Origin of the sequence: Marinobacterium sp. xm-d-564 (assembly GCF_013283345.1) — a bacterium.
Taxonomy (GTDB): Bacteria; Pseudomonadota; Gammaproteobacteria; order Pseudomonadales; family Balneatricaceae; genus Marinobacterium_E.
In genome coordinates, this window is record NZ_WBYO01000006.1 from 50,277 (window position 1) to 64,496 (window position 14,220).

The 14,220-nt window shown below is 49.7% G+C and carries 14 protein-coding genes and 1 tRNA gene; 5 read left to right on the forward strand and 10 right to left on the reverse strand.

What is annotated here, in order from left to right:
* Positions 1-504 (reverse strand): LPP20 family lipoprotein, encoded by a 504-nt coding sequence (locus XMD564_RS07770; protein ID WP_173508100.1) that lies wholly within the window; start codon positions 502-504, stop codon positions 1-3.
* A gap of 169 nt (positions 505-673) precedes the next feature.
* On the opposite strand from XMD564_RS07770, the gene XMD564_RS07775 reads away from it, so the two are divergent.
* Genes XMD564_RS07775 through XMD564_RS07785 form a run of 3 tightly spaced genes read left to right on the forward strand, consistent with a single transcriptional unit; the run spans position 674 to position 3,131 of the window.
* On the forward strand, positions 674-943 hold the full coding sequence (locus XMD564_RS07775) for a hypothetical protein (RefSeq protein WP_173483054.1): 270 nt from the start codon (positions 674-676) through the stop codon (positions 941-943).
* Positions 944-957: 14 nt separating this feature from the next.
* Complete coding sequence (locus XMD564_RS07780) at positions 958-2,598, forward strand: SulP family inorganic anion transporter (protein WP_173494868.1); 1,641 nt, start codon at positions 958-960, stop codon at positions 2,596-2,598.
* Positions 2,599-2,633: 35 nt separating this feature from the next.
* Positions 2,634-3,131, forward strand: a complete 498-nt coding sequence (locus XMD564_RS07785; protein WP_173488691.1) for a DsrE family protein — start codon at positions 2,634-2,636, stop codon at positions 3,129-3,131.
* Here the strand turns inward: XMD564_RS07785 and XMD564_RS07790 are convergent.
* From XMD564_RS07790 to XMD564_RS07805, 4 genes are all read right to left on the reverse strand, one after another.
* Entirely contained in the window at positions 3,128-3,931 is an 804-nt protein-coding gene (locus XMD564_RS07790; RefSeq protein WP_173481251.1) for an ion transporter, read from the reverse strand. The two genes, XMD564_RS07785 and XMD564_RS07790, sit on opposite strands and share 4 nt — an antisense overlap.
* Positions 3,932-4,023: 92 nt before the next feature.
* Complete coding sequence (locus XMD564_RS07795; RefSeq protein WP_173481250.1) at positions 4,024-4,398, reverse strand: DUF2237 family protein; 375 nt, start codon at positions 4,396-4,398, stop codon at positions 4,024-4,026.
* 18 nt (positions 4,399-4,416) lie between these two features.
* Positions 4,417-5,472 (reverse strand): PQQ-dependent sugar dehydrogenase, encoded by a 1,056-nt coding sequence (locus XMD564_RS07800; RefSeq protein ID WP_173508101.1) that lies wholly within the window; start codon positions 5,470-5,472, stop codon positions 4,417-4,419.
* A gap of 340 nt (positions 5,473-5,812) precedes the next feature.
* A tRNA-Met gene (locus tag XMD564_RS07805) sits at positions 5,813-5,889 on the reverse strand.
* 124 nt (positions 5,890-6,013) lie between these two features.
* Between XMD564_RS07805 and XMD564_RS07810 the strand changes: the two genes are divergently transcribed.
* Positions 6,014-6,862, forward strand: coding sequence for a DUF72 domain-containing protein (locus tag XMD564_RS07810; RefSeq protein ID WP_254443124.1), 849 nt, complete (start codon positions 6,014-6,016; stop codon positions 6,860-6,862).
* 13 nt (positions 6,863-6,875) lie between these two features.
* Here XMD564_RS07810 and apaG read toward each other — a convergent pair whose 3' ends face one another.
* The 5 genes from apaG to lptD are packed head-to-tail and all read right to left on the reverse strand — an operon-like array spanning position 6,876 to position 13,081.
* Positions 6,876-7,262, reverse strand: a complete 387-nt coding sequence (gene apaG, locus XMD564_RS07815; RefSeq protein WP_173481247.1) for a Co2+/Mg2+ efflux protein ApaG — start codon at positions 7,260-7,262, stop codon at positions 6,876-6,878.
* A 26-nt stretch (positions 7,263-7,288) separates the two neighbouring features.
* Positions 7,289-8,104, reverse strand: coding sequence for a 16S rRNA (adenine(1518)-N(6)/adenine(1519)-N(6))-dimethyltransferase RsmA (rsmA, locus tag XMD564_RS07820; RefSeq protein ID WP_173481246.1), 816 nt, complete (start codon positions 8,102-8,104; stop codon positions 7,289-7,291).
* Positions 8,105-8,110: 6 nt separating this feature from the next.
* Complete coding sequence (gene pdxA / locus XMD564_RS07825; protein WP_173483049.1) at positions 8,111-9,100, reverse strand: 4-hydroxythreonine-4-phosphate dehydrogenase PdxA; 990 nt, start codon at positions 9,098-9,100, stop codon at positions 8,111-8,113.
* The gene (locus tag XMD564_RS07830; RefSeq protein ID WP_371740262.1) at positions 9,100-10,386 is read right to left on the reverse strand and encodes a peptidylprolyl isomerase; all 1,287 of its coding nucleotides are present in this window, start codon (positions 10,384-10,386) and stop codon (positions 9,100-9,102) included. Before XMD564_RS07830 ends, pdxA begins: the two co-directional genes overlap by 1 nt.
* Positions 10,373-13,081, reverse strand: coding sequence for an LPS-assembly protein LptD (gene lptD / locus XMD564_RS07835; protein ID WP_173508102.1), 2,709 nt, complete (start codon positions 13,079-13,081; stop codon positions 10,373-10,375). Before lptD ends, XMD564_RS07830 begins: the two co-directional genes overlap by 14 nt.
* 111 nt (positions 13,082-13,192) lie before the next feature.
* On the opposite strand from lptD, the gene XMD564_RS07840 reads away from it, so the two are divergent.
* Positions 13,193-14,215 (forward strand): aminoglycoside phosphotransferase family protein, encoded by a 1,023-nt coding sequence (locus tag XMD564_RS07840; protein WP_173481242.1) that lies wholly within the window; start codon positions 13,193-13,195, stop codon positions 14,213-14,215.
* The last annotated feature ends 5 nt before the right edge of the window (positions 14,216-14,220 follow it).

The window sequence follows — 14,220 nt, forward strand, 5'->3', positions numbered from 1 at the left end:
TCACTTATCTAGTTGATCAATCTGAGAGTCGATCGCGTTATTGATCGTCGCTTTTTCAACGCCCAGCAAAATGAAGATGACCTCTGTTTCAGGGTGCTGCCAGTAGCTCACTTGTTGTGAGTTATTAATTGTCAATTCGGAGGTTTGTCTTGCGACTTGAGTGACGACGCGTTCAGCCGTCATCTCATCGGCACCCGTTGAACGTTGATAGGAGTCTAGTTTGCTTTTAATCTGAGCCTCGACCTGTTGTGCGATATCAGCACGAGCATTAATGGCTGCCTCTTTACGAGAAAAATCATACCCTAGCTTGCTCAATGGAGCAGATCCTACGCCGACATAACGATCAGCCTCCATGTAGCCACCACAAGCCCAAATAGGTGCTTGTTCACCATGGATGACGCATTCGTCACCTTCGACTAGATCGGGTTTAGGCAGTTCACTGCTGCAGCCGGCAAGGGTTGTTAAAAGTGTCGCAGTCATCAGTAACTTGGTGCGTAGGTTCATGATCATTATCCATTAGAAATTACTCATATGATGGTCACATATTTCCATAGAAATGTCAGGGTTATTTTTAGATGAAAATTGACACTCAACGGATTAAAACTCACCCGTGTGATTACCCCTTTACGGACAGATCACGTAAAATAACCAAAATCACAAATCAGGGTCTGTCATGGATAACCGCAGAAAAATTCGCGCTGCCGTCTCTCTTCTCTCGTTCATTGGGATTGTTGCCCCATTTATGTTTTTAATGGGTGCCGAAAATACCGAAGAGGCCTTTAATGAAAATGCCAGTTGGGTGATTAAAAATACGCTGGTGTGGATTGTTGTGATGTCTCTGCTGTTGATCAAGAATCCTAAGTTTTTTGGCGACGAAACCCCCTTCGATATACTGCTTCGTTACGCTAAACGTCTGTTTAAATCGAACGCTTCTGACCGATAGTGAGCCGTTGATCAATGCTTAAACTGAACGCACTATCTCTCTCTAATCTTCGCGGTGATCTGCTCGGTGGTTTAACCGCTGCGGTGGTCTCACTCCCTTTGGCGCTCACATTTGGTGTCGCCTCTGGCGCTGGCGCAGAGGCGGGACTCTATGGTGCGATCCTAATCGGTCTCTTTACCGCGCTGTTTGGTGGAACCTCTACGCTGATCTCTGAGCCTACTGGGCCTATGACCGTGGTGATGACCGCTGTGATCAGCACTCTAGTGGCTGCGAACCCTGAAAATGGTCTGTCTATGGCGTTTACCGTGGTGATCATGGCAGGGATATTCCAGATCGTGTTTGGTTATCTCAGGTTGGGCAAATACATCACCCTGATGCCCTATGCGGTGGTTTCTGGCTTTATGTCAGGCATCGGATTCATACTGATTATTCTGCAGATAGCCCCTGCGTTAGGGCAATCTCCACCGGCGGGCGGGGTGGTTGGTACCGTAACTCATCTGCCAGAGTTGATCATGAACGTGCACTTCAGTGAGTTGTTGCTGTTCTTGGTGACACTGGGTGTGTTGTTTAAAACGCCTGAAAAATACAAAAAGTTCGTGCCGCCTCAGTTGATTGCACTGGTTCTTATTACTCTGGTCTCTGTGATCATCTTTAGCAGTGATGGAGTCCAACGCATTGGTGAGATCGATGTGTCACTGCCTTCAATGACCTTGCCCTATTTCACCTATGATCAGCTTCAGATTATGTTGGTCGATGCGATGGTGTTGGGCATGCTTGGTTGTATCGATTCAATGCTTACCTCGGTCGTGGCGGACAACCTGACCCGAACAGAGCATGACTCCAACAAAGAGCTGTTTGGACAGGGGTTAGGCAATATCATGTCTGGTCTGTTCGGTGGTCTACCAGGTGCCGGTGCCACTATGGGCACCGTGGTCAATATTCAGTCCGGAGGGCGAACACCACTCTCAGGTGTTATAAGGGTTCTAGCACTGGCAATAGCTGTGTTTGGAGCAGGTTCATTGATCGAAAATATCCCTTTAGCGGTGCTGGCTGGTATTGCGGTAAAAGTGGGTGTCGATATTCTGGACTGGTCGTTCATTAAACGGGTTCACCTAGTCTCTAAATACAGCACGATGATCATGTATGCCGTTCTACTACTAACGGTGTTTGTCGATCTGATCGTTGCGGTGGGTGTCGGTGTCTTTGTCGCGAACGTCATCATCATCCGTAAGTTATCCGATGTTGAGGCTGAGAAGGTTCGCTCTATGTCCGATGTCGATGATGAGATTCCTCTGACCCCTGAACAGCAGTCCCTGTTGAATGAGGCGAATGGCCGTATCCTACTGGTCTACCTTTCGGGAGCGATGATTTTTGGTGTCTCCAAAGCCTTAGCCCGTGAGCGAAAAGACATCGCTAAACACGATGCGGTTATTTTTGATCTCAGTGACGTCAGTTATTTAGATGACACCATGACGCTCTCCATTGAGAACGTCATACTCGAAGCCTTAGATCTTGGTAAAGAGGTGCGTCTAGTTATGGCACCGGGCGCTGAAAAAGATCGATTGATTCGCCTTGGCCTTGATCAGCGCCTCCCGGCTGATCGTATAACAGAATCAAGAACCGAGGCATTGAGGCAGTCACTTTCCAGTTTATAAGCTAAGCTGAAGCAAAAGAGATTTGGAGGTCTACTATGTTCAGTTTGATCTTTAAGACAGTTCGCCACCTGTTACTCAGGGTATTGCTTCCGCTCAGTCTGCTCTTTTCAGGCGCGGCCTCAGCTAAAACGGTTAAAGAGATCCTTGCACTTGAAGAAGCGCCACCAGGAGTTGTGTTTGAAATTTTGGCGCCTAATCCACAACAGTGGCAACGGATTCAACCTCGTTTGATGGGTGCCATAGACTCTTTGCGATCAGCTTTTCCAGATCTCGATATTGCGGTGGTTAGCCACGGCAATGAACAGTTCGCTCTGACCACTGAGAATGAGAGTAAGTTCCCACTTTTGCATCAAGGGGTTCGTGATCTAGGTGAATCTGGCGTGGATCTGCATGTGTGTGAAACCTTTGCGAGTTGGAGCAACGTCACAGCAGAGGCTTTTCCAGACTACGTAGACGTTGCCCCTTCCGGTCCCGCGCAGATCAACAACTACGTTGCGATGGGGTATCTGTTGGTGGATCAGTTCGCGTTTTAATTCGCTCTCTGATTTAACATCTCTTTAATCTCAGCCAGCTGTTTTTGAAGATCAGCGATGGTTGGCTCATTGGCCTCGATCGCTTCCTCTTTAAGGATGCGCTCATGCTCCTCATTCATCACATTGACGACAATACCGATCACCATGTTCAAGAAGGCGAAGGCCGTTAAGAATATAAAGGATAGATAGTAGATCCAGCTTAGACTGTAGACCGTCATCGTTTCGTACATGACATCGGTCCAATCCTCAAAGGTCATCACCCTAAAGAGCGTCAACATCGACACTGCGACATCACCCCAAAGGTCGGGGTTAATCGCAGCAAAGAGCGTCGCACCAATGGCAGCATAGACGTAGAAGATGATGAACATCAGCAGAAGGACGTACCCTAGCTGAGGCAGTGCTTTGATCAACGAGTTCAGCAGCATGCGAAGCTCTGGAATGATGCTGACCATTCGGAAGACGCGGAACACGCGAACTAGACGTGCGACCAGAGCGGTATCGGCCTGACTGACAGGGATCAGGCTGATCACAACCACTAAGGTGTCGAATAGGTTCCAGGGATCCTTAAAGAAGGTGCGCTTGTTCTCATCGGCAATGAAACGAACCGTGATCTCGACCAGAAAGAAGACGGTAACAGCGATATCCAGCCAACCAACAATCATCTCAGCGGTGTCAGAAAGGTCAAAGGTCTTGGCACCAATAAGGAGCGCCGAGCCAATAATCACCGCAATTACGGTGAGCTCGAAGAGTTTGTTAGAGCGGATTTTAACGAGTGTCGATAGTAAAGCGTTGCTGTTCATTGGCTTAGAAATTCACTACATAAAATGGACGCTGATAGTAATTGAAAATACTGGAGTTGTGGAGAGGGTAGCTCTTGAGCTCTGTGTGAAAATTAATGAAGATCTATGCTGTACCGTTTAAGCGTCTCGAAACTGATAATCTCAAGTGTTTTTGCATTAGTTGCGGATAGATTAACTCTCGGGGCGCACCCTGAAACCTCGGCTTCCTCCCATCGTTGAGCACATAGGCACCAAGAGTCGCCTGGCTTTAAACCGGGGAACTGATATTCAGGCCGGGCGGTAATGAGATCATTCCCTTTGCGAAGTGAGAAGAGCAGAAACTCCTCCGTCATCACAGCGCAGACCGTGTGGGTTCCGCGATCATATTCATCTGTGTTGCAACATCCGTCTCTGTAATAGCCAGTTAGCGGATCACTGCTACACGTTTCAAGTGGCGTGCCTAATACGTTTAACTGTTGGTTGTTCATCTGTTTTACCTTAATGATTTATCGACTAATCCTATATAGGCCACCATTGGGTGCGTCACTTAACACTAAAATTGAGCCATCATTGGCCTGTTCAACGTCTCTAACTCTTCCCATCTCATCATTGAATAATCTCTCCTCTGAAACGGGCAGATTGCTATCAGGATCTATGACGATTCGGTAGATGCTTGTGAACTTCAAAGCGCCAACCAAAAGATTGCCCTGCCATTCGGGAAACATCTCTTCGGTATAGAAGGTCATTCCCGATGGTGCAATGCTTGGATCCCAGACCCAGAGAGGATCGGTATATCCATCGGGTGATGAGTTAAGACCTATATCCCCACCTATGTACTCCTTACCGTAAGAGACGGTTGGCCAACCGTAGTAGTTATCTTGCTCAATGAGATTGATCTCATCACCACCGCGTGGACCATGTTCATGAGACCATAAAAGTCCTGTATTAGGCTGTAATGCAAGACCTTGTGGGTTTCGATGACCCATCGAGTAGATCTCAGGCAACCAATCTTGCTGAGTATTGGCTGGCTCCGGCTCAACAAGGTTCAGTCGAATAATTGATCCAGCATGATTGGAGGGGTTTTGAGCGTTGCTGCGATCACCACGGTCGCCTAAAGAGGCAAACAGGTAGTTGCCCTCTATGACTATCCGACAGCCGAAGTGTGCACCGGAGGGAGAGCGATGGTTGGAGACAAAAAAATCCTTGGGTGTTAAAAGCTGATACCCATCCAATTTGGCCGATGCAATCGCTAAGCCTGCACCACCTTCTAACGGTTTGCTGTAGCAAAGATGTACCCTATTTGATTGTTCATCATAGGCGACATCGAGAAGCCCGCCTTGCCTAAAACTTGCTACAAAAGGGGTGGGTAAAACAGCTCTTTGCTGCCCGGTTGTAAGGTTAATGCGCAAAAGGGCACCGGCTCTTGCTGTAACCAGGACCTCTTCATCGTTAAGGACAGCGATACCCCAAGGGTGAGAAATGTCTGAACCTATTTTTTCGATGGTGAAGGCGAGTGAAGCCTGGCTTAGTAGTAAGGCTGATAGGAGAGTGATGGCTTTCATTTCAGATACCGTTGGTTTTTATGTAGTTACGGTATTTGGGCTGGGGTGGATTGTGGTGAAGTGATCATCTTAACCGCGGAGCTATGAAGAGTGAGCCCGACGTGGTTTTTGGACAGATTTATGAAAACACCATCTATGTTTTCACCTTTTCGGGACTTGGTGCTCAATTCAAGGCCAGATTTGCGATTACACGTCCTGTGTAATCGTCCTTCGGACTGCCTTCGGCATCCCAAAATGCAATCCATGCATTTTGGTGAACTGACTGCGTCAGTGCTCTTATATTCGGCCCACCAACGAAAAAAGGGAAGTGCACTTTTAAGTACACTTCCCTTTTTTACGTTGGTAGCGGGGGCCAGATTTGAACTGACGACCTTCGGGTTATGAGCCCGACGAGCTACCGGGCTGCTCCACCCCGCATCAACGTGGGGCGTATTATACATAGGTTTAAGGTTGCTACAAGCCTGTTTCTAAATTATTACGAGATTCTTTCACTATTTTTTTAGTTTGGTACTCTTTGTAGCCTATTTTAAGGAGTATGGCGTTGCACGATTACTATTTAGGCTTACCTCAGTGGCAACATCCTGTTTGGGAGGGTGGCTGTTTGGCAGGGGGTGGAACTGCGCTACAACGTTATGCTCGTCAATTTTCATCGGTTGAGGGAAACACGACTTTTTATGGTTTGCCTAAACCGGATACGGTGAAGCGTTGGCGGGATGAGACGCCTGATGACTTTCGATTCTGTTTTAAGTTCCACCAAGATCTTTCTCATCGCAGTGCTTTAGAGGTGGCTAATCCTAAAGTGGCCGAGCAGTTTGAAGTGTTGGAGCCGCTGGCTCATAAAATCGGGCTGCTCAACTTGCAGCTACCAAAAAGCTTTAACAGTGAGGGGATTGAGTATATCCATCGATTTCTGTTGGCTCTACCTAAAGCCTTCAACTACTCGGTTGAAGTTCGTCACCCTGAGTTCTTTGCGAAAGGGGATGAGGAGAGGGCGTTTAATCAGATGCTGCTGGAGACAGGCGTCAATCGTGTGATGTTCGACACCCGTCCCATTTTTGCAGTAACCGCCATGGACTCAGCTACCTTAGATGCTCAGCAGAAGAAGCCAAAGGTGCCGTTGCATGTCCTTGCAACTGGTCAGCATCCGCAGGTTCGTTTCATCTCGACCATGCAGTGGCAGGAGTCTGATCGCTATTTAGATCAGTGGGTCACTAAGGTGTTGCAGTGGATCGATGAGGGGAGAGTGCCTTATCTCTTCTTTCATACGCCAGATTGTGCTGAAGCACCGGAACTGGCTGCGCGTTTTGTCGATAAGTTGAAAGAGGCAAAACCCTCTGTGCAGGGGGCAACGCCTGAGTTGCTCGCGTCGGAACAGAGCTCTCTATTTTAGAGAGTCCGTTCTCCTAGTGTAACGCGTGAGTTTGTGCCAGTGTGAAGGGGGCAATGGTCGCTTGAAAGGTCTCATTTTCGTCGGTGATCATGTCGTAGTGACCCTGCATGGCACCCACCTCAGTCGCTAAGACCGTGCCGCTGGTGTAGCTGTAGCTTTTGCCCGGTTCAATGGTGGGCTGTTCACCGACAACTCCTTCCCCTAATACCTCTTGTGTCTTCTCATTACCATCGGTAATCAGCCAGCGGCGGCTCAGTAGCTGGATAGGCATAGGGTTATGGTTGGTGATGGTGATGTGGTAAGAAAAGACGTAACGGTGTGTCTCTGGATCCGATTGGTCGGTCAGATAGTCGGTTGTCACATCGATCGCTACGTTTCGGCTCAGTTCATAATCTTGCATGTATAGACAGTCTCGTCGTGCAGTGCTTATTCAGCGCTGTTTCGTAAATCATAGATCGCGTCAGCGATGGCGACAAATTCAGCGAGAGAGAGGCGCTCAGGGCGTAATCCAGGATCAATACCCAAGGCTTCAAGTTGCTCGCCGGTAATCCAACCCTTCATATTGTTACGCAGAGTTTTACGTCGCTGACTGAAACCGGTTCTGACAACGTCAGCCAACAGCTCAGCACTTTTTGCTTGTATGGGTAGCGTTTTGTGCGGAATCAATCTAACAATGGCGGAATCGACCTTCGGTGCCGGATTAAAGGCGCCGGGTGGTACGATAAAGAGCTTCTCTACCTGACAGTAGTACTGCGCCATTATGCCAAGGCGGCCGTAGTGATTTTCCCCCGGCTGTGCAGCTAGACGTTCCACCACCTCTTTCTGCAGCATGAAGTGCATGTCGCTGATCAATCCTGAAAAACTCAAGAGATGGAAAATCAGCGGCGTTGAGATGTTGTAGGGCAGGTTGCCGATCACGCGAAGTGGGCGCTCATCTTGTTGCAGTGACGAGAAGTCAAACTTGAGAGCATCCGCCTCGTGAATCTTAAACTTATCTTCATACCTAAAAAACTTGGTACGCAGGACTGGGACGAGATCACGGTCTAACTCTACCGCTTCCAGCGCACCGGCGAGCTCTAGAATCTCTTCTGTAAGTGCACCTAAACCGGGACCAATCTCAACGAGGTGCTCTTCAGGTTTTGGATTAATCGCAGAGATGATACGACCAATAATAGTAGGGTCGTGCAGAAAGTTCTGACCGAAACGTTTGCGGGCCACGTGCCCAGGGTTTTTACTGCTCATATCAACCTATGATTGTTTACGGTTAGAAGCCATCTCGGCAGCATAACTAAGGGCGGTCTGCAAAGAGCCTGCATCGGCTCTGCCTGTGCCGGCAAGATCCAACGCGGTGCCGTGATCGACTGAGGTGCGCACAATAGGCAGACCCAAGGTGATGTTCACTGCTTGGCCAAACCCTTTGTACTTGAGAACCGGCAGCCCTTGGTCGTGGTACATCGCAAGCACCGCATCAGCGTCTTTTAGATGATGTTCGGTGAAGAGCGTATCGGCAGGGAGTGGGCCAATCAGGTTAACACCCTGTTCCCGGTAGCTATTCAATACCGGTTCGATCGTGTCGATCTCTTCACGTCCCATATGGCCGCCTTCGCCAGCATGGGGGTTTAAGCCTGCAACCAAGACGCTGGGTTTGTCACAACCAAAGTAGTGCTTCAGATCATCCAACAGAATATCGATGACCGAACGAAGTAGCGGTTGCGTTACCGCTTGAGGCACTTCAGATAATGGCAGGTGTGTCGTTGTAAGAGCAACTCGTAGCCCTTCGGTCGCCAACATCATAACAACCTGATCGACGTCACAACGCGATTGTAGAAACTCTGTATGGCCTGTGAAGGGGTAACCGGCATCATTGATAACACCCTTATGAACCGGTGCTGTGCAGATGGCATCAAACATGCCACCCAAAGCCCCGTCTACAGCTAAACGAAGGGTATTCAGAACATAGACGCTATTGAGCGGATCCAGTTGGCCTGGAATAACATCGGCATTCGATGGGGTGCCAATGTAAAAGAGCTCTCCAGGCTGACAGCCAACGGCAGGCTGGTCCGGATCAAACTCATGCAGTTTGATCGGCAAGCCTAAGAGTTTTGCGCGATCGACAATAATGTCAGGGTCACAGATGATGACCAGTTGGTGTTCAGAGCCTTGCTGGGCAATCTGAACACAAAGGTCTGGACCGATGCCGGCAGGCTCGCCCGGGGTTAGTGCAATTCGAAGAGCCACTACTTCACCTTAATGTCGACGTAGGCTTCTGAGCGAAGTTCACGTAACCAAGTGGAGAGTGCTTCATCGTACTTACGTTTACGGATTTCTGAACGGGCTTGGTTTTCACGCATCTCAGTGGTGAAGTCCTGTTGGCGACGCTCTTGTACTTGAACAATATGCCAGCCAAAGCGAGATTCGAAAGGCTCGCTCACCTCATTAATAGCCAATTTATCCATCTGCTGTTCAAACTCAACAACCATCTTACCCGGTTGTATCCAGCCCAGTTCACCACCCAATGAGCCGCTGCCCGGGTCATCGCTGTAGCGGCGCGCCAACTCTTCAAATGGCTCGCCCTCTTTGTATCGTGAGTAGAGCTCTTCAGCGAAGGCTTGAGCCTGTGCTGATGTGCGAATCTCTGAAGGGGCTACCAAAATGTGGCGTGCTCGAGTTTCTGTTACCAGTGTGGCTTGATCGCCACGACGCTCGCGCAACTGCAGTAGGTTAAAGCCTGAAGGGGTTCTAACCACTTTAGAGACTTCGCCATTTGATAGACCCGACACAGCAGAGAATATTTGGGTCGGTAGCTCTTGTGCTTTACGCCAACCCAGGTCACCGCCATTAAGCGCATTGGGTGCGTCCGAGCTGCGTACTGCTAGATCCGCAAAATTAGCGCCTTGATCCAGTTCGGCTTTGAGTTGGTTGGCGCGCTCTTGAGCAGATTTAATCTGTTCTGGTGACGCAGGTGAAGGGAGAGCCACTAGAATGTTGCTCAGTAGATATTCACTGCGGTCTTGGTTCTTCGCCAAATCTGAATTGAGGTAGTTCTGAACCTCTTGGTCCGTTACGGTAACTCGACGGTTGACGTTGCTCTGCTGAACACGGCTAATGATCAGTTCACGACGAATCTGATCACGCACCTGCTGATAGTCACGCCCTTCGTTGATCAACGCTTTACGGAAATCACTCAGGGATAGGTTGTTCTGCTGAGCGATGCGGTTCATCGTACTGTTCAGCTCACTATCACTGACGCGAATGCCTTGGCGCTCTGCCAGTTGCAGTTGAATACTCTCAATGATCAGCTGCTCTTTGACTTGATTAGCCAAAACCTCAGCGGGTGGTAGCTGAGCTTTACGTGCCGTTAATTGAGCACGGATATCACGAATTCGCTGATCCACTTCGGAGCTCATGATGATGCTTTCGTTAACTACGACGGCAACACGGTCCAGTGCAACGGGCTCTGCAAGCACGGAGCTGCTTGAGAGGGCAAGAATCGCCGATGCGATCAAATGTTTAAAAGTTGTCACGGTCATCCTCGTTATAACCCGTTAAATCCTCAAGGAACTGACGACCTTCGCTCTGGCCAAAGGCGCCCAGACCGCGAAGAATGAATTGAATGTAGAACTTGTTCTCACGTTCGAAATCGCTGCTGCCGTCGACAATGCTTCGCTGTCCGGTAAAGCGCACCTTCCAACAGCAGTTTTCGTACTCGATACCGGCAAGCGTCTCTAGGTTTTCAGACTCTTTGATATCTTGGGTGTATCGTGCAACGCCGCTCCACTCTGTCGTGATCGGCCAACGCGTGGCCAGATCGATCTGGTTGAAGGTGTTGTTACCGTCACTGCTCTGCGTTTTACGTAGGTTTGCGTAGAGTAGTCGCTCATCATCTGGACGGTAGTAGGCACGATAGTTTTCGGTCAGTAACGCAGCTGTTTCACGATCAATGCGCGAGTCATGGCTCAGCGTCAGCACTTCAGAGGGCTTCCAGCTGGCGTAGACAGCGTAATCCGATTGATCTGCTGTACCGGTTGAATCGCCTGGGCGAGCATCGTGATCACCAAAGTAGTGAGCCTGTGCAATGCCTGCCGAGATCAGCTCACGCCCCGTTAGACTGTAGACTTTGCTCTCTAGACCTAGGGTTGCTTGATCGGTATGGCTGACACGGTCATTACCGGAGTAGCCTAAATTATCGAACAGGTTGCCGTAGCTAAAGCCAAGGGCGCCTGAGTCAAAGTTAAGTGTGTCTGTATCCTCACCATCAACATGTATCAGTTTGATGCGTGGCTCTAGCGTCTGAGTGGCAATCTCGCCCTGACGTTCAAAGATCAGGCCTGAATCCAACGAGGCAAACAGGTTGGTGTGCGACGCACTGCTATTATCTGAGAAGTCATAGCTTGAGTGCCAAACGCCCGCTTCAGGTCGTAGGTAACCCCAAGTGGTCTCCGCGCTGTAACCGATTGACTGGCGGGCATGAAGACGACTGCCGTCGGTTGCGCTCTCATTGGTTGAATCAAACTGTGTGTACTGCACGGCGAGATTCAGCACTGTCTCATTCAGACTTTGGCTGGTACTGAAGTTGAGCTGAGGCATGCGCTTGTAGCTGGTTGAGTTATCTAGAATCTGATAATCATTAACCAGTGCCGATGCACTCCAGCCATTACCGCTATAGGCTACTTGAGCACGCTGAGAAAGTACATCAGCAGCCGGTACTGCCAGCGTTACCGGCGTTAGGTCGTCAAAGTAGTTGTCATCACTGACGCGAGTGAAGCTGACATCACTCGACCAGTTGGGTGCCGGAGTGCCGGTATGATTGAAGTCGATCAACCAACGTTCACTCCCCTGAAGATCATCATCGGGAAGCCAGCTGGTATTCAGCGTGTTCATGCTGAAGCTGTTGAGGTAGCGCGCCTCGTTTTCAAACAGTACGCCACGCTGTTCGATGATGCGCGTCGTTAGCGTGTCATCGATGTTAGGCGCAATGTTGAAGTAGTAGGGCAGAGCCAGATCGTAACCATCCTGCTCGCTGGTGCTGAGGGATGGATAGAGTAGGCCCGTTCTGCGCGTGTCATTCAATGGCCAGTAGAAGTAGGGCAGGTAGAAGACCGGTACACCAGCAACTTCAAAGCGGGTATTCCACGCCTCTCCATACCCCTCTTGAGGATAGAGCTCCATCTGCGCAGCTCGAATACCCCAATCGTTATTACCCGGTTCACAGTAGGTAATCAGTGTATCTTCGGCTTCAACTCGCTGATCACCAAAGCGAGTCATCGATTCTGCATCACCGCGCATATGTTGATCATGCATGACGAAACGCGCTTCATTGGCGATGGCGATCTTATTGTTCAGGTCAGCAGACATGGCATCTGCAGTCATCAACAGGTTGGGTTCACGGTAACGCACATCGCCACGCAGTAGGGCTTGTCGCGATTGCGCTTCAAACTCGGCAAGGTTGGACTTAATCTGGCGACCAGACTCTTCGATGATGACGTTGCCACGTAAAATGGATAAACCATCGAGATCGGCATCGGACTCATCAGCGTTGATGACGGTGCTGCTCTCTTCGTTACCGGGAGCCAGATCGCCAACCCAGATGTCAGGCTCATCATAGCGACCTTTGCAGACCAGTCCTTCAGCATCCAGAGGTGCTAAACGAACCCAGTCTAAATTGATGTCACGTCGATCATCACTAGGGTCGCGAATGATGGCTAGCTCACTGTTTGTATCTGGTTGTGGCTCTGGAGAAGGCTCGGGTCTATCTGCTAAAGCCGGTGGTTTAGGGGCGACACTCTCCTCTAGCTTAGCCGGAAGGGTGACCGCCTCAATCGTCTCTGCTGACGCTTCGTTCGTTGCAGTCGTTGCAACAACCTTAGTGTCAGGCTCTGGTTTAGCGTCCGTTTTAACGGGTTCAGGTTTGGCGGCGATTGTCTGTTCTGGTTTCTGCTCTGGCTCGGCGGTCAGAGAATTTTTGGGCTCTTGCTCTTTTTTGGGCTCTGGCAGCGGTTTAGGCAGCGGTTTTGTGATCTGTGCTTCGATCGCATCTTCAGTTGCTGAGATGCGAGTTAACGGAACCGGTTCAGGTTTGTAATCGGCAGAAGCACCGCAGCTCCAACCTCGGTCAGTCTGCTGACAGTCCCAGGCGCCCGCTGCATTAGCGGCGTTTGAACCACCTGCAACAACCAAGCCTAAAATGATTTTTGTAATTGCGTTTTTTTCGAAGGGCATTGAATGCGATCCGCTGGCTACCGAGACGACGTTTAAGTAGCCTCAAAAGTCGAGTAATATTGGGCACTTATAATAAAGATTCCCGCTCTTCAGTACCAGAGGTTAACGTAAATGGGTTCGCGCCAAGCGCAATTAAAAAACTGGGCTAGACAGGTTTGGCCCTATGCCGATCGCGACCAGCTAGAGATTACCCCTGTCAGCGGTGATGCCAGTTTCCGTCGATACTTCCGTGCGTCGACGCCTACAGCAGAGTTAATCGCTGTGGATGCCCCACCAGAGAAAGAGAATTCAGAGCCATTTGTGCGTATCGCTAAAGAGTGGTCTGAAAAAGGCATTCATGTGCCTGAAGTGGTGGCTGATGATCTTGCTTTAGGCTTTATGCTGCTGGAGGATTTTGCTGATCAGCAGCTCTTAGATCGCCTGAAATCCGAAGGTGATGCGTCCTATCTTCAGGCATTAGAGACGCTGTTGGGTATTCAGATGCTGCCGGCTGAGGGCTTGCCCAACTATGATGCCGCCGTGCTGACACGTGAGATGAATCTTTTCCCAGAGTGGTTCTTAGGTGAGATGCTTGGCATCACAGAGGGCTGGGATAGCCTTCTAGAGAAGACCTATCAGCAGTTGATCGAATCGGCGTTCAGTCAACCTCAAGTTTGTGTGCATCGCGACTATCACTCGCGCAATCTAATGCCGTTAGTCGATGGCGGACTGGGTGTGATCGATTTTCAGGATGCATTGATCGGTCCTGTCACCTATGACTTGGTGTCACTGTTACGTGATAGCTACATCGAGTGGCCAGAGTCAACGGTCGCTGAATGGGTAGAAAACTACCGCCTCATGCTGATGGATGTCGGTTTCTCTTTGCCAGACTCAGTAGGGTTTAAAAAGCTCTTCGATCTGATGGGCATGCAGCGTCAGCTCAAGGTGTTGGGTATCTTCTCCAGACTATACCTGCGTGATGGGAAATCGGGTTACCTTAAAGATATTCCATTGACCTTCGAATACCTCTATCGAGCTGCTTCGACCCATTCGGAATTCTCCGATCTAAAAGAGGCGCTATCTGGGCTGATACCTGCCATGCGTCAACACGAGCTGCTTGGTCAGCATATCGCTTCAGAGTGGCCAAAACCGTGAAAGCT

Bases quoted from the DNA above. Each gene is read 5' to 3' on its own strand.
- XMD564_RS07770 (WP_173508100.1), bottom strand. From the start codon at position 504: ATGAACCTACGCACCAAGTTACTGATGACTGCGACACTTTTAACAACC.
- XMD564_RS07775 (WP_173483054.1), top strand. From the start codon at position 674: ATGGATAACCGCAGAAAAATTCGCGCTGCCGTCTCTCTTCTCTCGTTC.
- XMD564_RS07780 (WP_173494868.1), top strand. From the start codon at position 958: ATGCTTAAACTGAACGCACTATCTCTCTCTAATCTTCGCGGTGATCTG.
- XMD564_RS07785 (WP_173488691.1), top strand. From the start codon at position 2,634: ATGTTCAGTTTGATCTTTAAGACAGTTCGCCACCTGTTACTCAGGGTA.
- XMD564_RS07790 (WP_173481251.1), bottom strand. From the start codon at position 3,931: ATGAACAGCAACGCTTTACTATCGACACTCGTTAAAATCCGCTCTAAC.
- XMD564_RS07795 (WP_173481250.1), bottom strand. From the start codon at position 4,398: ATGAACAACCAACAGTTAAACGTATTAGGCACGCCACTTGAAACGTGT.
- XMD564_RS07800 (WP_173508101.1), bottom strand. From the start codon at position 5,472: ATGAAAGCCATCACTCTCCTATCAGCCTTACTACTAAGCCAGGCTTCA.
- apaG (WP_173481247.1), bottom strand. From the start codon at position 7,262: ATGCAAGATTATGAACTGAGCCGAAACGTAGCGATCGATGTGACAACC.
- rsmA (WP_173481246.1), bottom strand. From the start codon at position 8,104: ATGAGCAGTAAAAACCCTGGGCACGTGGCCCGCAAACGTTTCGGTCAG.
- lptD (WP_173508102.1), bottom strand. From the start codon at position 13,081: ATGCCCTTCGAAAAAAACGCAATTACAAAAATCATTTTAGGCTTGGTT.
- XMD564_RS07840 (WP_173481242.1), top strand. From the start codon at position 13,193: ATGGGTTCGCGCCAAGCGCAATTAAAAAACTGGGCTAGACAGGTTTGG.